The 21,893-nt window shown below is 60.1% G+C and carries 27 protein-coding genes; 14 read left to right on the forward strand and 13 right to left on the reverse strand.

What is annotated here, in order from left to right; translation table 11 throughout:
- Positions 1–894, forward strand: a complete 894-nt coding sequence (locus J2Y83_RS03990) for a ZIP family metal transporter (protein ID WP_253393419.1) — start codon at positions 1–3, stop codon at positions 892–894.
- A 38-nt stretch (positions 895–932) separates the two neighbouring features.
- Here J2Y83_RS03990 and J2Y83_RS03995 read toward each other — a convergent pair whose 3' ends face one another.
- From J2Y83_RS03995 to J2Y83_RS04040, 10 genes are all read right to left on the reverse strand, one after another.
- Positions 933–1,205, reverse strand: a complete 273-nt coding sequence (locus tag J2Y83_RS03995) for an HPr family phosphocarrier protein (RefSeq protein ID WP_247395996.1) — start codon at positions 1,203–1,205, stop codon at positions 933–935.
- A 16-nt stretch (positions 1,206–1,221) separates the two neighbouring features.
- Positions 1,222–2,079 (reverse strand): RNase adapter RapZ, encoded by an 858-nt coding sequence (gene rapZ, locus J2Y83_RS04000; RefSeq protein ID WP_253393420.1) that lies wholly within the window; start codon positions 2,077–2,079, stop codon positions 1,222–1,224.
- A gap of 2 nt (positions 2,080–2,081) precedes the next feature.
- A complete protein-coding gene (gene ptsN / locus J2Y83_RS04005; RefSeq protein ID WP_253393421.1) occupies positions 2,082–2,546 on the reverse strand; it encodes a PTS IIA-like nitrogen regulatory protein PtsN in 465 nt (154 codons plus the stop codon).
- Between the two features lie 12 nt (positions 2,547–2,558).
- On the reverse strand, positions 2,559–2,864 hold the full coding sequence (hpf, locus tag J2Y83_RS04010) for a ribosome hibernation-promoting factor, HPF/YfiA family (protein ID WP_017845983.1): 306 nt from the start codon (positions 2,862–2,864) through the stop codon (positions 2,559–2,561).
- Between the two features lie 75 nt (positions 2,865–2,939).
- Positions 2,940–4,433, reverse strand: a complete 1,494-nt coding sequence (locus tag J2Y83_RS04015) for an RNA polymerase factor sigma-54 (RefSeq protein ID WP_247395989.1) — start codon at positions 4,431–4,433, stop codon at positions 2,940–2,942.
- A 197-nt stretch (positions 4,434–4,630) separates the two neighbouring features.
- Positions 4,631–5,356, reverse strand: coding sequence for an LPS export ABC transporter ATP-binding protein (lptB, locus tag J2Y83_RS04020; RefSeq protein WP_253393422.1), 726 nt, complete (start codon positions 5,354–5,356; stop codon positions 4,631–4,633).
- Positions 5,356–5,889, reverse strand: coding sequence for a lipopolysaccharide transport periplasmic protein LptA (gene lptA / locus J2Y83_RS04025; RefSeq protein WP_253393423.1), 534 nt, complete (start codon positions 5,887–5,889; stop codon positions 5,356–5,358). The genes lptB and lptA overlap by 1 nt, the downstream gene beginning before the upstream one ends.
- Positions 5,876–6,448, reverse strand: coding sequence for an LPS export ABC transporter periplasmic protein LptC (lptC, locus tag J2Y83_RS04030; RefSeq protein ID WP_048723956.1), 573 nt, complete (start codon positions 6,446–6,448; stop codon positions 5,876–5,878). The genes lptA and lptC overlap by 14 nt, the downstream gene beginning before the upstream one ends.
- 8 nt (positions 6,449–6,456) lie before the next feature.
- Positions 6,457–6,981 (reverse strand): KdsC family phosphatase, encoded by a 525-nt coding sequence (locus J2Y83_RS04035; protein WP_017738753.1) that lies wholly within the window; start codon positions 6,979–6,981, stop codon positions 6,457–6,459.
- Entirely contained in the window at positions 6,982–7,956 is a 975-nt protein-coding gene (locus tag J2Y83_RS04040) for a KpsF/GutQ family sugar-phosphate isomerase (protein WP_247395985.1), read from the reverse strand.
- A 313-nt stretch (positions 7,957–8,269) separates the two neighbouring features.
- On the opposite strand from J2Y83_RS04040, the gene J2Y83_RS04045 reads away from it, so the two are divergent.
- The 10 genes from J2Y83_RS04045 (at position 8,270) to hisC (ending at position 16,499) form a co-directional block, all read left to right on the forward strand.
- A complete protein-coding gene (locus tag J2Y83_RS04045) occupies positions 8,270–9,079 on the forward strand; it encodes an ATP-binding cassette domain-containing protein (protein ID WP_247395984.1) in 810 nt (269 codons plus the stop codon).
- Positions 9,079–9,876 carry a lipid asymmetry maintenance ABC transporter permease subunit MlaE gene (gene mlaE / locus J2Y83_RS04050; protein ID WP_253393424.1) on the forward strand — a complete coding sequence of 266 codons (798 nt, stop codon included), beginning with the start codon at positions 9,079–9,081 and terminating at the stop codon, positions 9,874–9,876. Before J2Y83_RS04045 ends, mlaE begins: the two co-directional genes overlap by 1 nt.
- A complete protein-coding gene (gene mlaD / locus J2Y83_RS04055; RefSeq protein ID WP_247395982.1) occupies positions 9,876–10,343 on the forward strand; it encodes an outer membrane lipid asymmetry maintenance protein MlaD in 468 nt (155 codons plus the stop codon). The genes mlaE and mlaD overlap by 1 nt, the downstream gene beginning before the upstream one ends.
- An 11-nt stretch (positions 10,344–10,354) precedes the next feature.
- Positions 10,355–11,002 carry an MlaC/ttg2D family ABC transporter substrate-binding protein gene (locus J2Y83_RS04060; RefSeq protein ID WP_253393425.1) on the forward strand — a complete coding sequence of 216 codons (648 nt, stop codon included), beginning with the start codon at positions 10,355–10,357 and terminating at the stop codon, positions 11,000–11,002.
- A complete protein-coding gene (locus J2Y83_RS04065; protein ID WP_247395980.1) occupies positions 10,999–11,304 on the forward strand; it encodes an STAS domain-containing protein in 306 nt (101 codons plus the stop codon). The genes J2Y83_RS04060 and J2Y83_RS04065 overlap by 4 nt, the downstream gene beginning before the upstream one ends.
- 114 nt (positions 11,305–11,418) lie before the next feature.
- Complete coding sequence (locus J2Y83_RS04070) at positions 11,419–11,658, forward strand: BolA family protein (RefSeq protein WP_247395979.1); 240 nt, start codon at positions 11,419–11,421, stop codon at positions 11,656–11,658.
- A 23-nt stretch (positions 11,659–11,681) separates the two neighbouring features.
- A complete protein-coding gene (gene murA / locus J2Y83_RS04075) occupies positions 11,682–12,947 on the forward strand; it encodes a UDP-N-acetylglucosamine 1-carboxyvinyltransferase (RefSeq protein WP_247395978.1) in 1,266 nt (421 codons plus the stop codon).
- A gap of 156 nt (positions 12,948–13,103) precedes the next feature.
- Entirely contained in the window at positions 13,104–13,739 is a 636-nt protein-coding gene (hisG, locus tag J2Y83_RS04080) for an ATP phosphoribosyltransferase (protein WP_010567704.1), read from the forward strand.
- A gap of 378 nt (positions 13,740–14,117) precedes the next feature.
- Complete coding sequence (gene hisD / locus J2Y83_RS04085) at positions 14,118–15,443, forward strand: histidinol dehydrogenase (RefSeq protein ID WP_253393426.1); 1,326 nt, start codon at positions 14,118–14,120, stop codon at positions 15,441–15,443.
- 3 nt (positions 15,444–15,446) lie between these two features.
- Positions 15,447–16,499 (forward strand): histidinol-phosphate transaminase, encoded by a 1,053-nt coding sequence (hisC, locus tag J2Y83_RS04090; RefSeq protein WP_253393427.1) that lies wholly within the window; start codon positions 15,447–15,449, stop codon positions 16,497–16,499.
- A 70-nt stretch (positions 16,500–16,569) separates the two neighbouring features.
- Here hisC and J2Y83_RS04095 read toward each other — a convergent pair whose 3' ends face one another.
- Entirely contained in the window at positions 16,570–17,844 is a 1,275-nt protein-coding gene (locus J2Y83_RS04095) for a uracil-xanthine permease family protein (RefSeq protein WP_247395975.1), read from the reverse strand.
- Between the two features lie 2 nt (positions 17,845–17,846).
- Complete coding sequence (upp, locus tag J2Y83_RS04100; RefSeq protein ID WP_253393428.1) at positions 17,847–18,485, reverse strand: uracil phosphoribosyltransferase; 639 nt, start codon at positions 18,483–18,485, stop codon at positions 17,847–17,849.
- 163 nt (positions 18,486–18,648) lie between these two features.
- Between upp and J2Y83_RS04105 the strand changes: the two genes are divergently transcribed.
- The 3 genes from J2Y83_RS04105 (at position 18,649) to J2Y83_RS04115 (ending at position 20,233) form a co-directional block, all read left to right on the forward strand.
- On the forward strand, positions 18,649–19,206 hold the full coding sequence (locus tag J2Y83_RS04105) for a hypoxanthine-guanine phosphoribosyltransferase (RefSeq protein WP_247395973.1): 558 nt from the start codon (positions 18,649–18,651) through the stop codon (positions 19,204–19,206).
- Positions 19,207–19,267: 61 nt separating this feature from the next.
- Positions 19,268–19,753, forward strand: coding sequence for a hypothetical protein (locus J2Y83_RS04110; RefSeq protein WP_253393429.1), 486 nt, complete (start codon positions 19,268–19,270; stop codon positions 19,751–19,753).
- Positions 19,754–19,945: 192 nt separating this feature from the next.
- Positions 19,946–20,233, forward strand: coding sequence for a PA4642 family protein (locus tag J2Y83_RS04115; RefSeq protein WP_017845962.1), 288 nt, complete (start codon positions 19,946–19,948; stop codon positions 20,231–20,233).
- A gap of 62 nt (positions 20,234–20,295) precedes the next feature.
- Here J2Y83_RS04115 and mqo read toward each other — a convergent pair whose 3' ends face one another.
- On the reverse strand, positions 20,296–21,804 hold the full coding sequence (mqo, locus tag J2Y83_RS04120) for a malate dehydrogenase (quinone) (RefSeq protein ID WP_253393430.1): 1,509 nt from the start codon (positions 21,802–21,804) through the stop codon (positions 20,296–20,298).
- Positions 21,805–21,893 lie beyond the last annotated feature (89 nt).

Raw genomic sequence — 21,893 nt, forward strand, 5'->3', positions numbered from 1 at the left:
ATGGGCACTGAAACACTGGCGATCAGCAGCGGGCGAATGTTTCGTTATGCGTTTGGCTCGCTGCTGCTATTGGCAGGTACTGCATTGCTGGTGGCTCAAGGATTCGCCTGGCTGGACTTGGAGCCGCGTATCCTGCGGGCCTTGCAGGGCGGGGCGATCTGCGCGCTCGGCACCGCGTTGGGCGCCGTGCCTGTGTTGGTTATCCGGCGCATGCCGGCAGCGTTGAGCGATACCTTGCTGGGTTTTGGTGCCGGAGTGATGCTCGCGGCGACGGCGTTTTCACTGATCGTACCGGGCATTGCGGCGGCTGAAGGCCTGGGACTCACCCCGTGGGGCGCGAGTGGCTTGATCAGCGTTGGCATCCTGCTGGGGGCGTTCGGGTTGTACCTGGTCGACCGCAAGGTCTCCGGTGCCAGCCCGGAAATGCTGGTAGGCACGCCGGAGCACCCGGTGATCCCGCCACGCATCTGGCTGTTCGTATTTGCCATCATTGCGCACAACATCCCGGAGGGTATGGCCGTGGGCGTTTCGGCGGGCGGCGGTATGCCGGATGCCGACAGCCTGGCCATGGGCATTGCCTTGCAGGATGTGCCCGAAGGCCTGGTGATTGCGTTGGTGTTGGCCGGGGCAGGGATGTCGCGGGTCAAAGCGTTCCTGATCGGTGCGACCTCGGGACTGGTCGAGCCGATATTTGCCGTGCTCTGTGCCTGGTTGGTGAGCCTGGCAGAGGTGTTGCTGCCGCTAGGCTTGGCGTTGGCCGCCGGCGCGATGCTGCTGGTGGTCACTCACGAGGTGATCCCCGAATCGCGGCGCAATGGCCATGAACAGCTCGCCAGCCTGGGGCTGTGCATCGGGTTCTGTTTGATGATGGTGATGGATACCGCGTTAGGCTGAAGCTGTTGCGGCTTCAGCCTCTGGCTCAAAGGGTGGGCTTATTCACCCTCATCAAAGAAGTTATTGATCAGCTTGACCAGGGCGTCCATCGCCTCCTGCTCTTGCTCGCCTTCGGTCCTCAAATGAATCTTGGTGCCCTTGCCGGCGGCCAGCATCATCATCGCCATGATGCTTTTGCCGTCGACCATGGACTCTGGGGTGCGCCCAGCGCGGACCTGGCAGGGGAACTGCCCGGCGATGCCGACGAACTTGGCCGAGGCCCGGGCGTGCAGGCCCAGCTTGTTGATGATTTCAATTTCCAGAGCGGGCATCGCGGGGGTGTTCCTTTCAGCTAAGGTCGCGGTGGCGAACCTGGACGTTCTTGAGGGTTTGTTGCAGCGTCTGGCCCAGGCGTTCGGTCAGATAGACGGAACGGTGGTGGCCGCCGGTGCAGCCGATGGCAATGGTGACATAGGCCCGGTTGCTCGCGGCAAAGCGCGGCAACCATTTGAGCAGGTAGCTGGAGATGTCCTGGAACATTTCCTCGACATCCGGTTGCGCGGCCAGATAGTCCGCCACAGGCTGATCCAGCCCTGATTGATCACGCAACTCCGGCTTCCAGTAGGGATTGGGCAGGCAGCGCACATCGAATACCAGGTCGGCATCCACCGGCATACCGCGCTTGAAGCCAAACGACTCGACCAGAAAGGCCGTGCCGGGTTCGGGCTGGTTCAGCAGGCGTAGCTTGATGGCATCGCGTAGTTGGTACAGGTTGAGGCTGGTGGTGTTGATCTTGAGGTCGGCGAGGTCAATGATCGGCCCCAGCAGCTTGGTCTCGTCCTCGATGGCTTCGGCCAGCGAACGATGCGGGCTGCTGAGGGGGTGGCGTCGACGGGTCTCGGAGAAGCGTTTGAGCAGGGTTTCTTCGTCTGCGTCCAGGTACAGCACATCGCAATGAATGTGCTTGGCGCGTACTTCCTCGAGCAGTGCCGGGAAGCGCGAGAGGTGGCTGGGCAGGTTGCGGGCATCGATCGACACGGCGACCAGCGGCTGTGCCAGTTCGGTGTGGATCAGCGCGCGCTCCGCCAACTCCGGCAGCAGGCCGGCGGGCAGGTTGTCGATGCAATAGAAACCGTTGTCCTCAAGAACATTGAGGGCGGTGCTTTTACCTGAGCCGGAACGGCCGCTGACGATGATCAAACGCATGATTAATGCCCGTTTTGTTCATCCAGGACAACCTGATACAACGCCTCATTGCTGCTGGCGCTGCGCAGTTTGTCGCGTACTTCCTTGCGGTCGAGCATGCTGGCAATCTGCCGGAGCAGTTCCAGGTGTGCATCGGTGGCGGCTTGCGGGACCAGCAACACAAACAGCAGGTCGACCGGGGCACCGTCGATGGCGTCGAAATCGATGGGAGCTTTCAGGTGCAGCAGGGCGCTGACAGGTGTCTCGCAGCCTTTTAGGCGGCAGTGAGGAATGGCGATGCCGTTACCAAAACCGGTTGAACCGAGTTTTTCACGGGCAATCAGTGCCTCGTAGACGTCTTGCTTCACCAGTCCAGGCACTTCTCGGCTGATTAGGTCGGCAATCTCTTCGAGGGTTTTCTTCTTGCTGCCCCCCAGCGCGTTCACAAGGGAACGGCGGGGGGTCAGGATGGTTTCAAGTCGGATCATGGGTGGGGAGTGTTAGCGGCCGGTGCCCTGAAGAAGGCTCTGCTGCTTTTCCTTATGCTTTTTGATTTGGCGATCCAGCTTGTCGGTCAGATCGTCAATGGCGGCATACATATCAGAATGCTCAGCATTGGCGACGACTTCCCCGCCGGGTATACGCAAGGTGGCTTCGATTTTCTGCTTCAGCTTTTCGACGGTCATAATCACTTGCACGTTGGTGATCTTGTCGAAATGCCCCTCAATTCGTTTGAGTTTTTCGCCGATATAGGTGCGCAGCGCGTCGGTCACTTCCAGCTGGTGTCCACTGATATTGACTTGCATACAGCTTCTCCTTCGTTGCCAGTGCATAAAGCGGCGGGTCGGAATACCCGCCACTGGAACGCTATGGCCTGCCCGTCACATCAAACGCTTACGCTCGCTGGAAGGCGCGATCCCAAGGGACTCGCGGTACTTGGCGACGGTTCGACGGGCGACCTGAATGCCTTGTGCCTCCAGTAAACCAGCGATCTTGCTGTCACTCAACGGCTTTTTCTGATTTTCCGCGGCAACCAGTTTTTTGATGATCGCGCGGATCGCCGTGGACGAGCATTCGCCGCCTTCGGAGGTGCTGACGTGGCTGGAGAAAAAGTACTTCAACTCATATATACCCCGTGGGGTATGCATGAATTTTTGCGTCGTTACCCGGGAAATCGTCGATTCGTGCATGCCCACCGCTTCTGCGATGTCGTGCAGAACCAGGGGTTTCATCGCTTCGTCGCCGTATTCGAGGAAGCCGCGCTGGTGCTCGACGATCTGGGTGGCGACTTTCATCAGGGTTTCGTTGCGGCTTTGCAGGCTCTTGATGAACCAGCGCGCTTCCTGCAATTGGTTGCGCATGAAGGTGTTGTCGGCACTGGTGTCGGCACGACGCACGAAACCGGCATATTGCGGGTTGACCCGCAGGCGCGGCACCGATTCCTGGTTCAGTTCCACCAGCCAGCGCTCGTTGTCCTTGCGCACGATCACATCGGGGACGACGTATTCGGCTTCACTGGACTCGATCTGCGAGCCCGGACGCGGGTTGAGGCTTTGCACCAGCTCGATGACGTGGCGCAGGTCGTCTTCCTTGAGCTTCATGCGGCGCATCAGTTGGCTGTAGTCGCGGCTGCCCAGCAGGTCGATGTAGTCGGTGACCAGGCGTTGGGCTTCAGCGAGCCAAGGGGTCTTGGCGGGCAGTTGGCGCAATTGCAGCAACAGGCACTCGCTGAGGTTGCGTGCGCCAATGCCGGCGGGCTCGAACTGTTGGATGCGGTGCAGGACGGCTTCGATTTCGTCCAGCTCGATGTCCAGTTCCGGATCGAAGGCTTCGAGAATCTCTTCGAGCGTCTCGTCCAGATAACCCTGGTTATTGATGCAGTCGATCAGGGTCACGGCGATCAGGCGATCGGTGTCGGACATCGGTGCCAGGTTCAATTGCCACAGCAAGTGGCTCTGCAGGCTCTCGCCGGCAGAGGTGCGGGTGGTGAAATCCCACTCGTCGTCATCATTGCTCGGCAGGCTGCTGGCGCTGGTCTGGTAGACGTCCTCCCAGGCGGTGTCCACGGGAAGTTCGTTGGGAATGCGTTCGTTCCATTCGCCTTCCTCCAGGTTATCCACCGTAGGGGCGGTTTCCTGGTAAGAGGGTTCCTGCACGTCGGAATTGGGTTTTTGCTCGACGTTGTCGGCCAGTGGGTCTGCATTATCGAAGTCGTCGCCTTCTTCCTGGCGTTCGAGCATCGGATTGGACTCCAGGGCTTCCTGGATTTCCTGTTGCAGGTCCAGTGTCGACAATTGGAGCAGGCGGATGGCCTGTTGCAGCTGCGGTGTCATCGTCAGCTGCTGGCCCATTCTCAGGACTAGCGATGGTTTCATGGCAGGGGCTTAACACCTTATTCGCCGGCGCAATGCGCCATCCACGACAGGGCGCGTGAGCGCCAAACATAAGCAAATTATATGCCTGATATCGGGGGCTTTGCCTAGAGCGCGGTAACAATAAAAATCCGGAGGTTTTCATTGACTCCCGCGCACCTTGGCGAACGGCCTGCCACCGCCATTTTCTAAAGGCAGGCTTACAGGCGGAACTCGTGGCCCAGATACACTTCCTTGACCAGTTCGTTGGCCAGGATAGTGGCCGAATCGCCTTCTGCGATCAGTTGCCCATCGTTGACGATATATGCAGTTTCGCAGATATCGAGGGTCTCGCGGACATTGTGGTCGGTGATCAGTACACCGATGCCCTTGGCCTTGAGGTGATGGATGATCTGCTTGATGTCGCCAACCGAGATCGGGTCGACACCGGCAAAAGGTTCGTCCAGCAGGATGAACTTCGGCGCAGTGGCCAGTGCGCGGGCAATCTCCACGCGGCGACGTTCACCACCGGACAAACTCATGCCGAGGTTGTCGCGAATGTGGTTGATGTGGAACTCCTGCAGCAGGCTTTCCAGCTCCTTGCGGCGGCCGTCGCGGTCGAGTTCCTTACGGGTCTCGAGGATCGCCATGATGTTATCGGCGACCGACAGTTTGCGGAAGATCGACGCCTCCTGGGGGAGATAGCCGATACCGGCGCGCGCACGGCCGTGCATCGGCTGGTGGCTGACGTCCAGGTCGTCGATCAACACGCGACCCTGGTCTGCCTGAACCAGGCCGACGATCATATAGAAGCAAGTGGTCTTGCCGGCACCGTTGGGGCCAAGCAGGCCGACGATCTGGCCGCTCTCGATCGACAGGCTGACGTCGCGCACGACCTGACGGCCTTTATAGGCCTTGGCCAGATGCTGGGCTTTCAGGGTTGCCATTACTCGGCCTTCTTCTTCGGCTGGATAACCATGTCGATACGTGGGCGTGGTGCGGTGACCTTGGTGCCGTTGGCACGACCGGCGTTGGCGACCTGCTTCACGGTGTCATAGGTGATTTTCTCACCTTCCGTGGAGTTGCCGTCGGGGCTCAGTACCTTGGCCTGGTCGAGCAGCACGATGCGGTTTTGCTGGGCGTGATACTGGATGGTTTTACCGTAGCCCTTCATTGGTGCGGTATCGGCGGGCGCCTGCTTCTGTTCGAAGTAAGCCAGGTTGCCCACGGAAGTCACGACGTCGATGTCGCCAGCGGGGGTGCGAGTCAGCGTCACCGTGTTGCCGGTGATCTTCATCGAGCCCTGGGTAATGATCACACCGCCGGTGTAGGTCGCGACGCCTTGCTTGTCGTCGAGCTGTGCATCGTCGGCCGAAATGTGGATCGGTTGCTGGCTATCGTTCGGCAGAGCCCAGGCGCTCACGCTTCCCAGTGCTGCGCCCAGACCGAGCAAAATAGGGAGGGTTTTAACGAGCCTCATACTGTCCTCTTACGTTCGATAGCAGGTGTATCCTGCTTTCTTTCAAATACGCTTTCATTCCCTTGCCAGTCGATACGCCGCCAGCGCCGTCGATTCTAACGTCTTGCTCGGTCTGCGCATATTGCTTCTGTGGGAATACGGTCATGCGACTGCTGGTAATGATGGTGTCGCGGTTCTGCGCGTCAGTCCGTGCGACGCGCACCGAGTCGATCAGTTCCACTTCGGTGCCGTCCGGGTTGACTTCGCCACGCTTGCTGGTGACGTGCCAGGGGAATTCGGTGCCGCGGTACAGATTCAGGTCGGGGTTGGTCAGCAGGGTGACTTCGGATGCCTTCAAGTGTTCGACTTTGTCCGATGTCATTTCGTACTGCACTTTGCCGTCAGGTAGGAACTGCACGCTGTAGGCATTGGTGGCGTAATAGTCGATAGCGCCTTGGTCAACCTGCGCAACAGGCTGGTCGAGAAAGCGCTCCGGGCTGATATTCCAGTAGCCTACCGCCAGGAACAGCGCGGCGATGACCCCGAATAGCAGGAAGTTGCGAATCTTTTTGCTCAGCATAAAACGCTCTATAGGTAGGCGGCGTGGGCCGCTTCAAGGCTGCCCTGGGCACGCAGGATCAGCTCGCAGAACTCGCGTGCGGCGCCTTCGCCACCACGGGCGGTGGTGATGCCGTGGGCATGCTCGCGAACAAATGCCGCCGCATTGGCGACAGCCATGCCCAAGCCCACCCGGCGGATCACCGGCAGGTCGGGCAGATCGTCGCCCAGATAGGCAACCTGCTCATAGCTTAGGTTGAGTTGGCCAAGCAGCTCGTCCAGGACGACTAGTTTATCCTCCCGGCCCTGATACAGGTGAGGAATCCCCAGGTTTTGTGCGCGGCGTTCCACAACGGGGGTTTTTCGACCGCTGATAATCGCGGTTTGCACGCCCGCCGCCATGAGCATCTTGATGCCCTGGCCGTCGAGGGTGTTGAATGTCTTGAATTCGCTGCCGTCTTCGAGGAAGTACAGGCGGCCATCAGTCAGCACACCGTCAACGTCGAAAATCGCCAACTTGATGTGTTTGCCGCGTTGCAACAGGTCGCTGGTCATTTACATCACTCCCGCACGCAGCAAGTCGTGCATGTTCAGGGCGCCAATCGGGCGGTCGTCGCCATCGACCACCACCAGCGCGCCGATCTTATGGTCTTCCATGATCTTCAGGGCTTCGGCCGCGAGCATTTCCGCGCGTGCAGTCTTGCCGTGGGGGGTCATCACGGCATCGATGGTGGCGGTGTGGATATCGATAGTGCGGTCCAGGGTGCGGCGCAGGTCTCCGTCGGTGAAGACGCCGGCCAGGCGTCCGTCGGCTTCCAGGATCACGGTCATGCCCAGGCCCTTGCGGGTCATCTCCATGAGCGCGTCCTTCAGCAGTGTGCCGCGCTGTACCTGGGGCAGCTCATCGCCGGAATGCATGACGTTTTCCACTTTCAACAGCAGGCGTCGGCCCAGTGCGCCGCCCGGATGGGAAAATGCGAAGTCTTCCGCCGTAAACCCGCGTGCTTCCAGCAGCGCCACGGCCAAGGCATCGCCCATGACCAGCGCGGCGGTGGTGGAGGAGGTCGGTGCCAGGTTCAGCGGGCAGGCCTCAGCGGTCACGTGAACATTCAGGTTTACTTCGGCGGCCTTGGCCAGCGTCGACTCCGGGTTGCCGGTGATGCTGATCATCTGGATGCCCAGGCGTTTGATCAGCGGCAGCAGGGTCACGATTTCGTTGGTGGTGCCGGAGTTGGACAGTGCAAGGATGATGTCATCCTTGGTGATCATGCCCATGTCGCCATGGCTGGCTTCGGCCGGGTGGACGAAAAACGCTGTGGTCCCGGTGCTTGCCAGGGTAGCGGCGATCTTGCTGCCGACATGACCGGACTTGCCCATGCCGACCACGACAACGCGGCCTTTGCTGGCCAGAATCATCTCGCAGGCACGCACGAAATCTGCGTCGATATGGGCCAACAAGCCTTCTACGGCTTCAAGCTCGAGGCGGATGGTGCGTTGTGCGGATTGGATAAGGTCGCTGGATTGGCTCATGTCTGAAATCGTATAGCCTGACGAAAAGTCGACGATTATAACGGTAATGATCAATTCGCTCACGCAAGTTCGTCAGTCTTTAGTCGTCAGGCGCTTCAGACTCCTTCCTCGGTAACATAGCCGGCAACGGTTTTTCCCTGTCCCCAATCTGAACAAGCGCTGTTCCGGCCTTGGGGGCGCTGCACCAGCAGTGATATAGTTCGCCGCCAGTTCGGTCCACCCAGCCCATGTGGCTAACTATATTGCGCGACCGTTGCAAACGTTTGTCGCAAACGTGGTGTCTGAGTGAAAGGCTGCATTCCAAGGAGTTTAGATGAGTGCCGATAACGCCTACGCGGTCGAGCTGAAGGGCCTTACCTTCAAGCGCGGGACGCGCAGCATCTTCAATAACGTCGATATTCGCATTCCCCGTGGCAAGGTCACGGGCATCATGGGACCTTCCGGTTGCGGCAAGACCACCCTGTTGCGCCTGATGGGCATGCAATTGCGGCCCAACGCCGGCGAAGTATGGGTCAACGGCCAGAACCTGCCGACGCTGTCGCGCAGCGATCTGTTCGATGCGCGCAAGCACATGGGGGTCCTGTTCCAAAGCGGTGCGCTGTTCACCGACCTCGATGTGTTCGAAAACGTAGCGTTTCCGCTGCGGGTGCATACCCAGCTGTCCGATGAAATGATTCGTGACATCGTGCTGCTGAAACTGCAGGCCGTGGGCCTTCGCGGTGCCATCGACCTGATGCCGGACGAACTGTCTGGCGGTATGAAACGTCGTGTCGCCCTGGCGCGTGCCATTGCCCTCGATCCGCAGATTCTCATGTATGACGAGCCCTTCGTGGGACAGGACCCGATCGCCATGGGCGTGCTGGTGCGCCTGATCCGCCTGCTCAACGATGCGCTGGGGATCACCAGTATCGTGGTCTCCCACGACCTGGCCGAAACTGCGAGCATTGCCGACTACCTCTATGTGGTCGGTGATGGCCAGGTGCTGGGGCAGGGAACACCGGAAGAACTGATGAACGCTGACAACCCGCGCATTCGCCAATTCATGACCGGCGATCCCGATGGCCCGGTGCCTTTTCATTTTCCGGCAGCGGACTACCGCTCAGATCTTCTGGGGAAGCGCTGATGCGCAAGACATCTCTTATCGAGAAGGTGCGCCTTTTCGGTCGTTCCGGCATCGACATCATCGAAGTGCTCGGCCGCTCGACGATTTTCCTGTTCCACGCCTTGCTCGGCCGTGGTGGCATTGGCGGCAGCTTCGGCCTGCTGATCAAGCAACTGCACTCCGTTGGTGTGATGTCCCTGGTGATCATCGTGGTCTCCGGGCTCTTCATCGGCATGGTGCTGGCGTTGCAAGGCTTCAATATCCTGTCCAGCTACGGCTCGGAGCAGGCGGTGGGGCAGATGGTCGCCCTGACGCTGTTGCGTGAACTCGGCCCGGTCGTCACGGCCCTGTTGTTCGCCGGGCGTGCCGGTTCCGCGCTGACCGCCGAAATCGGCAACATGAAGTCCACCGAGCAGTTGTCCAGCCTCGAGATGATCGGCGTGGACCCGCTCAAGTACATTGTTGCCCCGCGCCTGTGGGCCGGCTTCATTTCCCTGCCGCTGCTGGCGATGATCTTCAGCGTGGTGGGTATCTGGGGCGGTTCGTGGGTGGCGGTGGACTGGCTGGGGGTCTATGAAGGCTCCTACTGGTCCAACATGCAAAACAGCGTGAACTTCAGCGGCGATGTGTTCAATGGCATCATTAAGAGCATTGTCTTCGCCTTTGTCGTGACCTGGATCGCCGTATTCCAAGGCTATGACTGTGAGCCCACTTCAGAAGGGATCAGTCGCGCCACCACCAAGACCGTTGTGTACGCCTCGCTGGCGGTACTGGGCCTTGACTTTATTTTGACCGCCTTGATGTTTGGAGATTTCTGATGCAAAACCGCACTGTGGAAATCGGTGTCGGCCTTTTCTTGCTGGCTGGCATCCTGGCTTTACTGTTGCTGGCCCTGCGAGTCAGTGGCCTTTCGGCCAGCCCCACCGCCGATACTTATAAACTTTACGCGTACTTCGACAATATCGCCGGTTTGACTGTCAGAGCTAAAGTGACCATGGCCGGTGTGACCATTGGCAAGGTCTCGGCAATCGATCTGGATCGCGACAGCTTCACCGGGCGAGTGACGATGCAGTTGGACAAAAAGGTAGATAACCTACCAACCGACTCCACCGCGTCTATCCTCACCGCGGGCTTGCTGGGCGAGAAGTACATCGGGATCAGCGTGGGTGGCGAAACAGCTCTGCTCAAGGATGGTTCCACCATCCACGACACACAGTCGTCGCTGGTGCTTGAGGACCTGATCGGTAAATTTCTGCTCAATACGGTCAATAAAGACGCCAAATGAGGACTCTGTTCATGATCTCTACCTTGCGACGTGGTCTGCTGGTACTGCTTGCAGCACTGCCGTTGATGGCCAACGCGGCGGGTTCTGCGCACGAACTGGTGCAGGACACGACCAGCAAAATGTTGGCTGACCTGACCGCCAATAAAGAACAGTACAAGCAAGACCCGACTAAGTTTTACGACTCGCTTAATACCATTGTCGGCCCGGTCGTGGACGCCGAAGGCATTTCGCGCAGCATCATGACGGTCAAGTATTCGCGCAAGGCCACGCCCGCGCAGATGCAGACATTCCAGGAGAACTTCAAAAAGGGCCTGTTCCAGTTCTACGGTAACGCCCTGCTCGAATACAACAACCAGGGGATCACTGTCGACGCCGCCAAGGATGAGTCGGGCGATCGCACCAGCGTCGGCATGGTCGTCAAGGGCACCAATGGCGCGGTCTATCCTGTGCAGTACACGCTGGAGAAGATCAGCGGCGAGTGGAAACTGCGTAACGTGATCATCAACGGCATCAACATTGGCAAGCTGTTCCGTGATCAGTTCGCTGACGCCATGCAGCGCAATGGCAACGACCTGGACAAGACCATCAATGGTTGGGCCGGTGAAGTGGCCAAGGCCAAGGAAGAAACCGATAAAGCCGCTGGGAAGCCCGCGCAATGACCGAGGCGGCTGTTCGTATCGGCGACGCTGGCGAGTTGTTCCTCAGCGGTGTGCTGGATTACCGCTCCGGGCCGGACTTGCGCAAGCAGGGGCAGGCGCTGATCAAGGCGAGCACCGCGCCGTCGCTGGTGCTCGATTGCTCGGCGGTGAGCAAGTCCAGCAGCGTCGGTTTGTCGTTACTGCTGTGCTTCATACGTGATGCCGAGGCAGCCAAAAAACCGGTCAGCATAAGTGCGCTGCCCGATGACATGCGTGAAATTGCCGAGGTTTACGGTCTGACCGAGCTGTTGGCGCATCCTTAATACACATTTTCAAGGAAGCCCCCCGTCAGAGTCCTGCTATGCGGGGTTCGCAGGCGCGGGGCTTTTTTGTATGATGTGCGACCCGTGCGCACTGGGCGCCGATAGAGGTTGAGCATGCAGGCCCTAGAAGTTAAGAGCTTCCTTGAAGGAAAGCTGCCGGAAACGAACGTAGAAGTTGAAGGCGAAGGCTGCAACTTCCAGCTGAATTTGATTAGCGATGAACTGGCGGCACTGAGCCCGGTCAAGCGTCAACAGCAGGTCTATGCCCATTTGAACCCGTGGATCACCGATGGCAGCATCCATGCGGTCACTATGAAATTTTTCAGCCGCGCGGCCTGGGCCGAGCGCACCTGAGCCCCCAAGGCGTCGAGATTCTTATGGATAAATTGATTATTACCGGCGGTGCCCGCCTTGATGGCGAGATCCGCATTTCCGGTGCGAAAAACTCCGCCTTGCCGATCCTGGCAGCGACCCTGCTGTGCGATGGCCCTGTGACCGTGGCCAACCTGCCGCACCTGCACGACATCACCACCATGATCGAGTTGTTCGGTCGCATGGGCATTGAGCCGGTGATCGACGAAAAACTGTCGGTTGAAATCGACCCGCGCACCATCAAGACCCTGATCGCCCCGTATGAGCTGGTGAAAACCATGCGTGCGTCGATCCTGGTGCTTGGCCCGATGGTCGCCCGTTTCGGCGAAGCCGAAGTCGCCCTGCCTGGCGGTTGCGCGATCGGTTCGCGTCCGGTGGACCTGCACATCCGTGGTCTTGAAGCCATGGGCGCCACCATTGACGTCGAAGGCGGCTACATCAAGGCCAAGGCGCCGGAAGGCGGCCTGCGTGGCGCCAGCTTCTTCTTTGATACCGTGAGCGTGACCGGTACCGAGAACATCATGATGGCCGCGGCCCTGGCTAACGGTCGCAGTGTGTTGCAAAACGCCGCGCGCGAACCGGAAGTGGTCGACCTGGCCAACTTCCTGATCGCCATGGGCGCCAACATCCGCGGCGCCGGCACCGACACCATCACCATTGAGGGTGTAAAGCGCCTGCATTCGGCCACCTACAAGGTGATGCCGGACCGCATCGAGACCGGGACCTACCTGGTTGCCGCCGCCGTCACCGGTGGCCGCGTCAAGGTCAAGGACACTGATCCGACCATCCTTGAGTCCGTGCTGGAAAAACTCAAGGAAGCCGGCGCTGAAATCACCACCGGTGAAGATTGGATCGAGCTGAACATGCACGGCAAGCGGCCAAAAGCCGTCAACGTGCGGACCGCCCCGTACCCGGCGTTCCCGACCGACATGCAAGCGCAGTTCATCTCCCTGAACGCGATTGCCGAAGGCACCGGTGCCGTGATCGAGACCATCTTTGAAAACCGCTTCATGCACGTGTACGAACTGCACCGCATGGGCGCGAAGATCCAGGTCGAAGGCAACACGGCCATTGTGACCGGCATCGACAAGCTCAAGGGCGCGCCCGTCATGGCCACCGACCTGCGAGCCTCGGCCAGCCTGGTGATCTCCGCGCTGTGCGCAGAGGGTGACACGCTGATCGACCGCATCTACCACATTGACCGTGGCTACGAGTGCATCGAAGAAAAACTGCAGATGCTCGGCGCGAAGATCCGCCGCGTACCGGGCTAGTCCCTGCTGCACGGGCGCAGGGAAGCGCCCGCTCGGGGTATGCAATTGCGTATCCCGGCTGAATGTGTTTCAAATCGAGGCTGTAATGGCCTCGATCTGTGTCTGGCGCCGTTTGCGACCAGACCGCAATAGCCTGATGAAGGACTGACGTTTCCCATGTTGACCATCGCACTGTCCAAGGGCCGCATCCTTGACGACACTTTGCCGCTTCTGGCTGAAGCGGGCATCGTGCCGACCGAGAATCCGGACAAGAGCCGCAAGTTGATCATCCCTACGACCCAGGACGACGTTCGCCTGCTGATCGTGCGGGCTACCGATGTGCCGACCTACGTTGAACACGGTGCCGCCGACCTGGGTGTCGCCGGTAAAGACGTATTGATGGAATACGGTGGCCAGGGCCTGTACGAGCCACTGGACCTGCGTATTGCCCTGTGCAAGCTGATGACCGCTGGCCGGGTCGGTGACGTCGAGCCCAAGGGGCGCCTGCGGGTGGCCACCAAGTTCGTCAATGTCGCCAAGCGTTACTACGCCGAGCAAGGCCGCCAGGTCGATATCATCAAGCTGTACGGCTCGATGGAGCTGGCACCGCTGATCGGCCTGGCCGACAAGATCATCGACGTGGTCGACACCGGCAACACCCTGCGCGCCAACGGCCTGGAGCCCCAGGATTTCATTGCTGACATCAGCTCTCGCCTGATCGTCAACAAGGCATCGATGAAGATGCAACACGCGCGTATCCAGGCGTTGATCGATACCCTGCGCAACGCAGTGGAGTCGCGACACCGCGGTTGACCAACCCGCGTAGCCAAACGGCTGCGCCCGTCTATCCGCCTCATAGCCAGAATTCTCAGGTGCCCAAGCGGAAACGACTGCGGGGAAGGTGCGCTGACGTTCAATAACGAATCGCGCCTTACCCCAAAAGGCAAGTTATGTTAGTAGAAGATTCTTTTTCAATACCTAGCGACGCGTAGCCGCCTGCCTTTTGAGGCAAGGCCCTACGGGTTGGTACTGTGGCCGCGCCATGCTGCGTTGCGGGACTTGGTAAGGAAACAACCCTTACCGGCGTCCCGCGCCTTGCCTGGCACGACCGCAGCACCAACGCGATTCGTTATTGAATGTCAGCGCACCTTCGGGCGCCTGAGTTTTTGCCAATCCTATGAGGCCCTCGCTATGACCACGTCCACTGCAATTGCCCGACTCAACGCTGCCGACCCGGATTTCGCCCATCATCTGGATCATCTGCTGAGTTGGGAAAGTGTGTCCGACGACTCGGTCAACCAGCGGGTGCTCGACATCATCAAGGCCGTGCGCGAGCGCGGTGACGCCGCGTTGGTGGACTTCACCCGCCAGTTCGACGGTTTGGACGTCAAGTCCATGTCGGACCTGATCCTGCCCCGTGAGCGCCTGGAGCTGGCCCTGACGCGGATTACCGTGCCGCAGCGCGAAGCCCTGGAACTCGCGGCGGCGCGGGTGCGCAGTTACCACGAGAAGCAGAAACAGGATTCTTGGAGCTACACCGAGGCCGACGGCACCGTGCTGGGCCAGAAGGTCACGCCGCTGGATCGCGCCGGGCTGTACGTGCCGGGCGGTAAAGCCTCGTACCCGTCTTCGGTATTGATGAACGCGATTCCGGCCAAGGTGGCCGGCGTGACCGAAGTGGTCATGGTGGTGCCGACGCCGCGCGGTGAAATCAACGAACTGGTCCTCGCGGCCGCCTGCATCGCCGGTGTCGACCGGGTGTTCACCATCGGCGGCGCCCAGGCTGTCGCGGCGTTGGCCTACGGCACCGAAAGCGTGCCGAAGGTCGACAAAGTGGTCGGTCCCGGCAACATCTATGTCGCCACCGCCAAGCGCCACGTGTTTGGTCAGGTCGGTATCGACATGATCGCCGGCCCTTCGGAAATCCTCGTGGTGTGTGACGGCCTGACCGACCCGGACTGGATCGCCATGGACCTGTTTTCCCAAGCCGAACATGACGAAGACGCCCAGGCGATTCTGGTCAGTCCAGACGTCGAGTTCCTCGACAAAGTCGCCGCCAGCATCAACAAGCTGCTGCCGAGCATGGACCGCGCCGAGATCATCGAGAAGTCGATCAATGGCCGTGGTGCGCTGATCCTGGTGCGCGACATGGAGCAGGCCATCGAAGTGGCCAACCGCATCGCACCGGAGCACTTGGAATTGTCCGTGGCCGACCCGCAAGCCTGGCTGCCGTCGATTCGTCACGCCGGCGCGATCTTCATGGGCCGCCACACCAGCGAAGCCCTGGGCGACTACTGCGCAGGCCCCAACCACGTGTTGCCGACCTCTGGCACCGCGCGTTTCTCGTCGCCACTGGGGGTGTATGACTTCCAGAAGCGTTCGTCGATCATCTTCTGCTCGCCACAAGGCGCTTCTGAGCTGGGCAAGACCGCCTCGGTACTGGCCCGTGGCGAATCCTTGAGCGCCCACGCACGTAGCGCCGAATACCGCATCCTTGAAGACAATAAGGGGAACTGAGATATGAGCAAATTCTGGAGCCCCTTCGTCAAGGACCTCGTGCCTTACGTACCCGGTGAGCAGCCCAAGCTGAGCAAACTGGTCAAGCTCAACACCAATGAAAACCCCTACGGTCCGTCGCCCAAGGCGCTGGCGGCCATGCAGGTCGAGTTGAGCGACAACCTACGCCTGTACCCGGACCCCAACAGCGACCTGCTCAAGCAGGCCGTGGCCCGCTTTTACGGGATCGACGCCGGCAACGTGTTCCTCGGCAACGGTTCCGATGAAGTCCTGGCACACATCTTCCACGCGCTGTTCCAGCACGACCTGCCGCTGTTGTTCCCGGATATCAGCTACAGCTTCTATCCGGTGTACTGCGGCCTCTACGGCATCAAGTCCGACCCGGTGCCGCTGGATGAGCAGTTCCAGATCCGCGCGGCGGACTACGCCAGCCCGAACGGCGGGATCATCTTCCCCAACCCGAACGCGCCGACCGGCTGCGTGCTGGCGCTGGATGCGGTGGAGCAGATCCTCAAGGCCAGCCCGGATTCGGTGGTGGTGGTGGATGAAGCCTACGTCGACTTCGGCGGTGAAACTGCCATCGGTCTGGTGGATCGCTACCCGAACCTGTTGGTCACCCAGACCTTGTCCAAATCGCGCTCACTGGCCGGTTTGCGCGTGGGCCTGGCCGTGGGCCACCCGGACCTGATCGAGGCGCTGGAGCGGGTCAAGAATAGCTTCAACTCCTATCCGCTCGATCGCCTGGCGATTGTTGGCGCGGCGGCGGCGTTCGATGACCGTGCGTACTTCGAGAAGACGTGCCGGTGGGTGATCGACAGCCGCGAAAAGGTTGTCGCGCAGTTGGAGGAGAAAGGTTTTGACGTGCTGCCGTCGGCGGCCAACTTCATCTTTGCTCGTCACCCACGGCACGACGCCGCCGGCCTGGCGGCCAAGTTGCGTGAGCAAGGGGTGATTGTGCGGCACTTCAAGCAGGCGCGGATTGACCAGTTCCTGCGGATCAGCATCGGTACGCCGGAGCAGAACCAGGCGCTGATCGATGGCCTAGGCGAGCTCTAAGTCACACTGAAGATCTAAACATGTGGGAGGGGGCTCAAGCCCCCTCCCACATTCAGTTTTGCAGTGCTGGTTAGATCAGCGGGTCATCCGGCTTCTTGTGCTTCCAGCCATCATTGCCCGGCAGCAGCAGGTTCAAACCAATCGCCACCACCGCACACAGGGCGATGCCCTTCAGGCCGAAATCGTCCGGACCGTTGCCGGTGCCGACCAGCACACCGCCAATCCCGAACACCAGCGTCACCGACACAATCACCAGATTGCGTGCTTCGCCCAGGTCGATCTTGTGGCGAATCAGCGTGTTCATGCCCACGGCAGCAATCGAGCCGAACAGCAGGCACAGAATCCCGCCCATCACCGGCACCGGAATGCTCTGCAGCAGTGCGCCGAACTTGCCGATAAACGCCAGGCTGATGGCAAACACCGCCGCCCAGGTCATGATTTTCGGGTTGTAGTTCTTGGTCAGCATCACTGCGCCGGTCACTTCGGCGTAGGTGGTGTTCGGCGGGCCGCCAAACAGGCCGGCGGCCGTGGTGGCAATGCCGTCACCCAGTAGGGTGCGGTGCAGGCCGGGCTTCTTCAGGTAGTCGCGACCGGTCACGCTGCCCACCGCGATCACACCGCCGATATGCTCGATCGCCGGGGCCAGGGCCACCGGGACGATAAACAGAATCGCCTGCCAGTTGAACTCCGGCGCGGTGAAGTGGGGCAGGGCGAACCACGGTGCGGCGGCAATTTTGGCCGTATCGACCACGCCAAAGTAGAACGCCATGGCAAAGCCCACCAGCACGCCGGAGATGATCGGCACCAGGCGGAAAATGCCCTTGCCGAACACGGCCACGATCACTGTGGTCAGCAACGCCGGCATCGAGATCAGCATCGCCGTCTGGTAATGGATCAACTCGGCGCCGTCGCCGGATTTACCCATCGCCATATTGGCGGCAATCGGTGCCATGGCCAGGCCAATGGAAATGATCACCGGCCCGATCACCACCGGCGGCAGCAGCCGGTCAATGAAACCGGTGCCCTTGATCTTCACCGCGAGGCCCATGAAGGTATAAACGAAACCGGCCGCCATCACCCCACCCATGGTCGCCGCCAGACCGAACTGGCCCTTGGCGAGAATGATCGGGGTGATAAAGGCAAAGCTCGACGCCAGAAACACCGGCACCTGCCGTCCGGTCACCACCTGGAACAGCAACGTGCCCAGGCCTGCGGTGAACAATGCGACGTTTGGATCAAGACCGGTGATCAGCGGCATCAACACCAACGCGCCAAATGCTACGAAGAGCATTTGTGCGCCAGACAGGATCTGGCGCCAAAGCGGGTCGTTGAATTCATCCTGCATGCTCACGCGTCCTTCTGCTTGGTACCGAAGATCTTGTCACCGGCGTCGCCCAGGCCTGGGATGATGTAGCCGTGTTCGTTCAAGCGCTCATCGATGGACGCGGTGTAGATCTGCACGTCCGGATGAGCCTTCTCGACGGCGGCGATACCTTCGGGCGCGGCGACCAGCACCATGGCGCGGATGTCCTTGCAACCGGCCTTCTTCAGCAGGTCGATGGTGGCAACCATGGAGCTGCCGGTGGCGAGCATCGGGTCGATGATCATCGCCAGGCGCTCGTTGATTTCCGGTACGAGTTTTTCCAGGTAGGTGTGGGCCTGCAGTGTTTCTTCATTGCGGGCCACGCCCACGGCGCTGACTTTTGCGCCCGGGATCAGGCTGAGTACGCCTTCGAGCATACCGATGCCGGCGCGCAGGATCGGCACCACGGTGATTTTCTTGCCGGCGATTTTCTCGACCTGGACGGGACCGGCCCAACCGCAGATCTCATAGCTTTCCAGGGGCAGGTCTTTGGTGGCTTCGTAGGTGAGCAACGCTCCGACTTCCTGAGCAAGCTCACGGAAGTTCTTCGTGCTAATGTCGGCGCGGCGCATAAGGCCGAGCTTGTGTCGGATCAGCGGATGGCGGATCTCGCGAGTGGGCATGGGAAAGGCTCCGGCGGCGGGCAAAAAAACCGGCCTAGATTAATCTATCCGAGGGTGTTGTCCTATAGACATCTAGCACGTTAGTCCATTAAGGCTTGAACGTTGCGCTTCACATGCGTACCTTTGCCCGCTTTTCTTGCCACAGCACCCCCTGGAGAGCGCCATGTCCGCTGATCTCGAGCATATCCGTCAAATCATGCGCGAGGCTGACTGCCTGTACACCGAAGCGCAAGTCGAAGAGGCGATCGCCAAGGTCGGCGCACAGATCACCCGCGAAATGGCCGACACCAACCCGGTGGTCTTCTGCGTGATGAATGGTGGTCTGATTTTCGCTGGAAAATTGCTGACCCATCTGCACTTCCCGCTGGAAGCGTCCTACTTGCACGCCACACGTTATCGCAACGAAACCAGCGGCGGCGACCTGTTCTGGAAAGCCAAACCGGAAGTCTCGTTCATGGACCGCGACGTGCTGATCATCGATGACATCCTCGATGAAGGGCATACCCTGGGCGCGATCATCGACTTCTGCAAACACTCCGGCGCCCGCAAAGTCCACACCGCCGTGCTGATCGACAAAGACCACGACCGCAAGGCACGCCCTGAAATGAAAGCCGATTTCGTCGGCCTGCCGTGCATCGACCGCTACATTTTCGGTTACGGCATGGACTACAAAGGTTACTGGCGTAATGCCAATGGGATTTACGCCGTTAAAGGGATGTAATCAAGGCATCGGCGCAGGGTTGGCATGCTATCGTGCCTAGCCTCTGCGTCTGGAGTTGTTCATGAGCCTGTTGATTCGCACCTGCGCCGCCCTGGCGCTGAGCCTCAGTCTGCCGCTGGCCGCCGCCCCGGCGCCGATGCATAGCCAATTCCTGCCGCCGGACGACCTGGCCCTGCGCGCCGCAGCGCCCGATCAGCAGCAACTGTTGCAAGTCACCGAGTACGCGGTGGTGGTGGGTAACCAGCGTCAATCCACGCAACAGCCGATCCCCGTGACGTCGCCGTTGATGATTCGCCTCAAGGGCAAGTCCTTGAACAAAGGCGCGACCATCGCTCAGGTGATCCTCAATTTCGACGCCGAAAGCAAAAGCCTGAAAAAACCGGTGTTCGACGACAAGACCAGAACCCTGACCCTGTCCTACCCCGCGGCCCAATACCGCGTGATCGTCGACCTGCTGCGCAATGACACGGTGTATGTGCAGTTCCTCAGTTATGCCAACGGGCATATCTGGGCGGATTTGCACACCGGCGCCGTTCGCTCCAAATAGCGAGAACGCTGAAGAACCAAATGTGGGAGGGGGCTTGCCCCCGATAGCGGTAGATCAGTCGATTAGATGTCGACTGACACCCCGCAATCGGGAGCAAGCCCCCTCCCACAGTGGTTCTCAGTGCTTTCGAAGCCGGCGCCTCGCAGGTAGACTTCAACCTCCCGTGTAAATGTCTGCAGGCTGGAGTCGGTAATGCGTAAAGATAAGAAACAGGTGATTGGTGACGAGATCGGCGACGATCAAATCAAGTTGTTCCTCGACTTCGAGCCGGTCGACGCGACTTCACCGTCCCTGCACAAGCTGATCAAGGCCTACCGTGGCCTGCGTATCGACGATTTCGAGCGCTTCCTGGGTTTCTTCAAGGCAGCCGGCCTGGACCTCGACGGCAAGGACGAGCATGGCCAGACCTTTGTCGACCTGATCAAGGACCAGCGCAACGCCGCCGAGTACATTGAGCTGATCGATAACGCCCGCGGCTGATCGCAGGCGAAAAAAAGCCCCGCTTCTCAGATCGAGAAGCGGGGCTTTTTTATCTCGAGGCCTTAAGCGTAGCTTTCAGCTTCGTTATTGTGCTCAACCAGTTCCAGGCTGATGTTGTTCTGCGCGTTGATCTTGCGGTACAGCTCGGCGTCGGTCTCCAGGACCTTTTCACGGGCCGGGAAGATCTCGTGCAGCTTGGCCGCCCACTCGCCCGCAGTCTTGGCCGGGAAGCAACGCTCGATCAGTTCGAGCATGATCGACACCGTCACCGAAGCGCCCGGGGACGCGCCCAGCAGTGCCGCCAGCGAGCCGTCTTTGGCCGCGACCAGCTCGGTGCCGAATTGCAGCACGCCGCCTTTTTTCGGGTCTTTCTTGATGATCTGCACCCGTTGGCCGGCCACTTCCAGGCGCCAGTCTTCGGCTTTTGCTTCCGGGTAGAAGCGGCGCAGGGATTCCAGGCGCTGCTCCATGGACTGCATCACTTCGCTGACCAGGTACTTGGTCAGGTCCATGTTGTCCCGGGCCACGGCCAGCATCGGGCCGATGTTGCCGGCGCGTACCGACATCGGCAGGTCAAGGAACGAGCCGTGCTTGAGGAACTTGGTGGTGAAACCGGCGTAAGGCCCGAACAGCAGGGACTTCTTGCCGTCGACCACGCGGGTGTCCAGGTGCGGCACGGACATCGGTGGCGAACCCACGGCGGCCTGGCTGTAGACCTTGGCCTGGTGGTGCTTGACCACTTCCGGGTTATCGCAGCGCAGCCACTGGCCACTGACCGGGAAGCCGCCGAAGCCTTTGCTTTCTTCGATACCCGAGGCTTGTAGCAGCGGCAGGGCCGCACCGCCGGCGCCGAGGAACACGAACTTGGCGTCCACGTCGCGGCTGTTGCCGCTGTTGACGTCCTTGATGCTCACGGTCCAGCCCGCGCCATTGCGCTTGAGGCCGGTCACGCGTTTGCTGTACTTGACCTGCGCATCGGGCGAGCTGGTCAGGTGGCTCAGCAACTGGTTGGTCAGGGCGCCGAAGTTGACGTCGGTGCCGTTCTGCACGCGGGTCGCGGCGATTTTTTCGTCGAGCGGGCGGCCCGGCATCATCAGTGGCATCCACGCAGCCATATCGTTGCGGTCTTCGGTATAGCGCATATCCGAAAATGCGTGGTGCTTGCTGAGGGTTTCAAAGCGTTTTCTGAGGAATGCCACGCCTTTGTCGCCCTGCACGAAGCTCAGGTGCGGCACTGGGGTGATAAAGGACTTGGACGAGCCAAAGGTGCCTTTTTTGGTCAGGTACGCCCAGAACTGCTTCGACACCTCGAACTGGGTGTTGATGTGGACGGCTTTCTTGATGTCGATGGAACCATCGGCGGCCTGGGGTGTGTAATTCAGCTCACACAGCCCGGCGTGGCCGGTACCGGCGTTGTTCCACGGGTTGGAACTCTCCGCGGCACCCGAGTCCATCAGCTCAACGACTTCCAGCTTGAGGCCGGGGTCGAGCTCTTTGAGCAGTACGGCCAGGGTGGCACTCATGATGCCGGCCCCTACCAGTACTACGTCGACTGCTTCGTTATGCGCCATTTAACGCGTCTCCAAAATCTGCAGCACCAAATTGACGGCATGGCTGCCAGGAGTGACGGGGCGGTTCACGTGTTGCCCCAGGTTACCCA

The organism is Pseudomonas marginalis, from assembly GCF_024169655.1.
Lineage (GTDB): Bacteria > Pseudomonadota > Gammaproteobacteria > Pseudomonadales > Pseudomonadaceae > Aquipseudomonas > Aquipseudomonas paraveronii.

Coding starts and splice junctions, on each gene's coding strand:
- J2Y83_RS03990 (WP_253393419.1), top strand. CDS start 1: ATGGGCACTGAAACACTGGCGATCAGCAGCGGGCGAATGTTTCGTTAT.
- J2Y83_RS03995 (WP_247395996.1), bottom strand. CDS start 1,205: ATGCCCGCTCTGGAAATTGAAATCATCAACAAGCTGGGCCTGCACGCC.
- rapZ (WP_253393420.1), bottom strand. CDS start 2,079: ATGCGTTTGATCATCGTCAGCGGCCGTTCCGGCTCAGGTAAAAGCACC.
- ptsN (WP_253393421.1), bottom strand. CDS start 2,546: ATGATCCGACTTGAAACCATCCTGACCCCCCGCCGTTCCCTTGTGAAC.
- hpf (WP_017845983.1), bottom strand. CDS start 2,864: ATGCAAGTCAATATCAGTGGACACCAGCTGGAAGTGACCGACGCGCTG.
- J2Y83_RS04015 (WP_247395989.1), bottom strand. CDS start 4,433: ATGAAACCATCGCTAGTCCTGAGAATGGGCCAGCAGCTGACGATGACA.
- lptB (WP_253393422.1), bottom strand. CDS start 5,356: ATGGCAACCCTGAAAGCCCAGCATCTGGCCAAGGCCTATAAAGGCCGT.
- lptA (WP_253393423.1), bottom strand. CDS start 5,889: ATGAGGCTCGTTAAAACCCTCCCTATTTTGCTCGGTCTGGGCGCAGCA.
- lptC (WP_048723956.1), bottom strand. CDS start 6,448: ATGCTGAGCAAAAAGATTCGCAACTTCCTGCTATTCGGGGTCATCGCC.
- J2Y83_RS04035 (WP_017738753.1), bottom strand. CDS start 6,981: ATGACCAGCGACCTGTTGCAACGCGGCAAACACATCAAGTTGGCGATT.
- J2Y83_RS04040 (WP_247395985.1), bottom strand. CDS start 7,956: ATGAGCCAATCCAGCGACCTTATCCAATCCGCACAACGCACCATCCGC.
- J2Y83_RS04045 (WP_247395984.1), top strand. CDS start 8,270: ATGAGTGCCGATAACGCCTACGCGGTCGAGCTGAAGGGCCTTACCTTC.
- mlaE (WP_253393424.1), top strand. CDS start 9,079: ATGCGCAAGACATCTCTTATCGAGAAGGTGCGCCTTTTCGGTCGTTCC.
- mlaD (WP_247395982.1), top strand. CDS start 9,876: ATGCAAAACCGCACTGTGGAAATCGGTGTCGGCCTTTTCTTGCTGGCT.
- J2Y83_RS04060 (WP_253393425.1), top strand. CDS start 10,355: ATGATCTCTACCTTGCGACGTGGTCTGCTGGTACTGCTTGCAGCACTG.
- J2Y83_RS04065 (WP_247395980.1), top strand. CDS start 10,999: ATGACCGAGGCGGCTGTTCGTATCGGCGACGCTGGCGAGTTGTTCCTC.
- J2Y83_RS04070 (WP_247395979.1), top strand. CDS start 11,419: ATGCAGGCCCTAGAAGTTAAGAGCTTCCTTGAAGGAAAGCTGCCGGAA.
- murA (WP_247395978.1), top strand. CDS start 11,682: ATGGATAAATTGATTATTACCGGCGGTGCCCGCCTTGATGGCGAGATC.
- hisG (WP_010567704.1), top strand. CDS start 13,104: ATGTTGACCATCGCACTGTCCAAGGGCCGCATCCTTGACGACACTTTG.
- hisD (WP_253393426.1), top strand. CDS start 14,118: ATGACCACGTCCACTGCAATTGCCCGACTCAACGCTGCCGACCCGGAT.
- hisC (WP_253393427.1), top strand. CDS start 15,447: ATGAGCAAATTCTGGAGCCCCTTCGTCAAGGACCTCGTGCCTTACGTA.
- J2Y83_RS04095 (WP_247395975.1), bottom strand. CDS start 17,844: ATGCAGGATGAATTCAACGACCCGCTTTGGCGCCAGATCCTGTCTGGC.
- upp (WP_253393428.1), bottom strand. CDS start 18,485: ATGCCCACTCGCGAGATCCGCCATCCGCTGATCCGACACAAGCTCGGC.
- J2Y83_RS04105 (WP_247395973.1), top strand. CDS start 18,649: ATGTCCGCTGATCTCGAGCATATCCGTCAAATCATGCGCGAGGCTGAC.
- J2Y83_RS04110 (WP_253393429.1), top strand. CDS start 19,268: ATGAGCCTGTTGATTCGCACCTGCGCCGCCCTGGCGCTGAGCCTCAGT.
- J2Y83_RS04115 (WP_017845962.1), top strand. CDS start 19,946: ATGCGTAAAGATAAGAAACAGGTGATTGGTGACGAGATCGGCGACGAT.
- mqo (WP_253393430.1), bottom strand. CDS start 21,804: ATGGCGCATAACGAAGCAGTCGACGTAGTACTGGTAGGGGCCGGCATC.